Source organism: Microcoleus sp. OTE_8_concoct_300, assembly GCF_031383065.1.
Classification (GTDB): domain Bacteria; phylum Cyanobacteriota; class Cyanobacteriia; order Cyanobacteriales; family Microcoleaceae; genus Microcoleus.
Map to the genome: position 1 here is coordinate 1 of NZ_JANMZH010000828.1, position 3,406 is coordinate 3,406.

Genomic DNA, 3,406 nt, shown 5'->3' on the forward strand with positions numbered 1-3,406 from the left:
ATATATAGATGGTTGCGACCCACTCACTCGGCTGTAATAACAAAACGGTCATAGTAGCAGTAATATGCTTACCGGGAAACTGCGAGAGAAAGGAGGAAAAGGCAGACCGCTGGTTAGTATGGTATGCCCTGCTGTAAAAAACAACCCATGTTTGTTGTACGAAAAGAGTTTTTGGTCTTAGGAAATAGGACTTCTGCGTGGGTTCCCTAGGAGGGGATAAAGGGCGTAAAAGCCCAGAGATGCTGTGTAAGACTCCGATCGTCTTTGATGACGAATATTCAGCAATGAATATCCCCAATAGAGCGACGGCAAACGAGACACGAAGCCCAAATTATAACGGTACTCCGTTTAGTTTGGGTATTTCACTCGATTACAGATTAGAGATTGGATAAAAAATCTCTAATCTAAAACCCCAAATCTAAAATCGTACTGTTGGGTTAAGCGAAGCGAAACCCAACCTATAGCAATCCTAAATCATTTGTAAATTTCTTACTCCCGGACCGCGAGCTCGGGGAGGGTTGGGGTGGGGGAAAAAATTAATGACTCCTGCAAGGATTGCTATACAAGAAAATGGCTAGGTATTGTTAGAGAAACCGGGTTTCTCGCTGGTAGCTCAAAACTATCGACTGGGACTAGGACTTTTTTCCAATTTCTCAATTTGCCGTTGCCTTTGCTCGTTGGAATCTCTCGGCCTCAGCCACTTGGGCCACAACCCGACGAAGAACTTTCGACTGGCCACGCTAGTATCTCTTACAGGTTTGGGCAGAAAAGTTAAAGTGTCACCGTAAAGGGTAAACAGCGCTATAAACAGAATCAACAGCGGGATAAGATTTTTTTTAGGCATCGCAGTTTGGGAGTAGAGTTTGTGAATGCGCTTTGTTATATTTTGCCCTTGCACGGACAAAAAATATCAGCAACGGCTCAAGAATAAAAATAGGCCCCTGGGCGAAGTGGGCGGGTATACAAAAGGCAAGGCTGCTAGTCGTAATATCGTTTCCGCTGACATCGCAATCATAATTTTCCGAGTGCAGTGGGAGGGTCCCGCTTGGCTGCGCCTTCTCAGGAGCGATCGTCCGGCTCGCACTCAAGTATAATTCTGATGTTACCTTATTTGATATTACGACAAGTCTTAATTATTAGTTATTAGCTAATAACTAATGACGGTTGACTGTTGACGGTTGACTGTTGACGGTTGACGGTTGACGGTTGACTGTTGACTGTTAACGGTTGACAGTTGACTAATGACTAATGACTAATGACTAATGACTACTGACTACTGACTACTGACTACTGACTACTGACTACTGACTAATGACTACTGACTAATGACTACTGACTAATGACTACTGACTAATGACTACTGACTAATGACTAATGACTACTGACTAATGACTACTGACTAATGACTACTGACTACTGACTACTGACTAATGACTAATGACTACTGACTACTGACTACTGACTACTTATGCCCTTGAATAAAAGTTTGCAGGATTGCATTAGTTTCCGGGGTAAATTCTGTTACCAGCCGCACCGGCATTGCATGGGTCGAAGCAAATTGCGCGTATTCTGGCGTTAGAAAGACTGCATATGTGTCAGCTTCAGCAGTCAGTTGAGCGGCCATAGCCAAACTTACAGCTTTAATATAATTGCGTATGCTAACAGCTTTGTCGCCGACAAGTTCATCGCCGGCAATTACTGTGCTAGGTCTGCGAAATTGACCTAAAGTTGTACTCGGATCTTTGACGCTTAAGTGGGTTCCTCCTATAAAACCGACTAGCCATTTAGGAGAGGTAATTTTCGGAAAGCCCGCAATTTGTTCGACTAAGGCGGGAGTTGTTTTGTCTGCAGAAGATGCTACTATTAAGGTGGGAATTTGAATTGCACTCAAACCCGTTTCTCCAAATAATAATGATGTAATAGGATTCATGGCGATCGCCCTTTTAATCCTCGCATCCCGCAATTGATACCGTTCTGCGGGCAATCCGGCCGCCGCGCACTGAATGCCTTCGCCCAAGCTGAACCCAATCAAATCCCCCTGACACCTGTGTTTGAGTCGGCTCAATTGCAGTTCGGCGCCGGCTAAGGACAAGGCTGTGGATCCGCCGAAGGAATAGCCAATTACTATCGATCGGTCGATCGCGATTTTCCCGTGCAAATTATCATCAGTTTGGTTCAATTTTGTCAGTTCGTCGAGCACAAAACTGATGTCTTTGGGACGGTCTAAAAACTCTTGAGGAGCTAGCAAGGCAGACTTACCCGCGATCGCAGCATTGGTGTTCGTTTCATTGCTTCCGGGATGTTCTAAAGCAGCTACCACATAGCCGTAAGACGCCAAATGCTCGGCTAAATAGCGCAAATCCGTGCGCACAGAACCTAAACCGTGAGAAAAGACGATCGTCGGTTTGTCGGCTGTCGCAGCTCTCGACCAGTACACATCAACCGGAATGCGCCGATTGCGAGCGCTATCGTTCAAATCTAGGGCCCGTACCCGCACGGAATTAGGGCCGGCTTGGGTGGGATCCAAAGGCAGGTTCAGGGCGGGTTCAACCGCTGCTAACTGAGGTGCGATCGCCGCCATAAACCGTTGAGTTTGCCAAAAACTTACGTTCAAATTTCCCAAAACCGAGAAAGCTCGAGGGAGATCCACCAATATCCGCGAGCTCGGATAAGCTTCAATGAAACTCAATACCGATAAGCCGGAGGGCGCGTTCGCTCCTTGCAGCAGAGCAGCTCGCAGCGCTTCCACACCGGCACCGTCGCGCCTGGGTATGACTGTACTCAAATCCGTCAGGATCGCAGTGCCGATTGCCGTATTTAGCAAGTTGGTCAGGGCGACTACATTTAGGGGAATTTTTGCTTGCAGCGCTCGAACGATTTGACTGCGCTGTTCGTCAGACAGGAGATTGGCGTAAGCTTGCAGTTTTTCGGGGACTTTTCCTGTTTCTGCGAGTTCGCGCAAATCTGCAACTGATATTGACAATTCTAAAATACATTTTCGGACAACAACAACCGTTTCAGCAGGTTTTACAGGGGATGTCACAGCACTGAAAGTGTCGGTAGCGATCGATCCCAAAACACTCGCCACCGAAGAAAACCATCTGAAAGTTGGTCTGATGCTCATTTTTACCTTATTGAACTAGAGAGACTAGAGCGCCATATTCTCAAAATTGTCCTATATACTGAGAAATTATCTCGATCGGGGTGCGAAAGGCTTTGCCTCTAGGTATATTTATTTGTCGATCGATAATGCTTCTATTGCCTACTTATACCAATTTTTTATGAGGCTGCATAGAATCCGATCCCCCCTAGCCCCCCTTAATAAGGGGGGGACAAGATTCCCATCAAAGTCCCCCTTATTAAGGGGGATTTAGGGGGATCGAGATATGTGCAACTTCACATTAAA

Annotated in this window: 1 protein-coding gene; it reads right to left on the reverse strand. The window is 46.2% G+C overall.

The genetic code is table 11. The features are described from left to right. Nucleotides 1–1,462 precede the first annotated feature (1,462 nt). The gene (locus ACUVJL_RS36700; protein WP_445250320.1) at nucleotides 1,463–3,124 is read right to left on the reverse strand and encodes an alpha/beta hydrolase; all 1,662 of its coding nucleotides are present in this window, start codon (nucleotides 3,122–3,124) and stop codon (nucleotides 1,463–1,465) included. Nucleotides 3,125–3,406: the final 282 nt, after the last annotated feature.

Bases quoted from the DNA above. Each gene is read 5' to 3' on its own strand.
- ACUVJL_RS36700 (WP_445250320.1), bottom strand. From the start codon at position 3,124: ATGAGCATCAGACCAACTTTCAGATGGTTTTCTTCGGTGGCGAGTGTT.